Source organism: Bacillus sp. B4EP4a, assembly GCF_006680105.1.
GTDB lineage: Bacteria > Bacillota > Bacilli > Bacillales > DSM-1321 > Peribacillus > Peribacillus simplex_E.
The window spans coordinates 1-255 of record NZ_VHIK01000121.1; the positions used below are offsets into that span (position 1 = coordinate 1).

Sequence of the window (255 nt, forward strand, 5' to 3'; positions counted from 1 at the left end):
TATGATGATGGGCGGCCAAAACCCAGGCCAGCCAGGTATGATGATGGGCGGCCAAAACCCAGGTCAGCCAGGTATGATGATGGGCGGTCAAAACCCAGGTCAGCCTGGGATGATGTTCGGCCAAAACCCAGGCCAGCCAGGTATGATGGGTGGTCAAAACGGAGGCCAGCCAGGTATGATGGGCGGCCAAAACCCAGGCCAGCCAGGTATGATGATGGGCAGCCAAAACCCAGGCCAGCCAGGTATGATGATGGG

General features: G+C 58.4%; 1 protein-coding gene. It reads left to right on the plus strand.

Annotated elements, in window-relative coordinates:
• Positions 1-255 (plus strand): hypothetical protein (locus FNK51_RS26885; protein ID WP_181762364.1); only part of this gene is annotated, 255 nt, incomplete at both ends.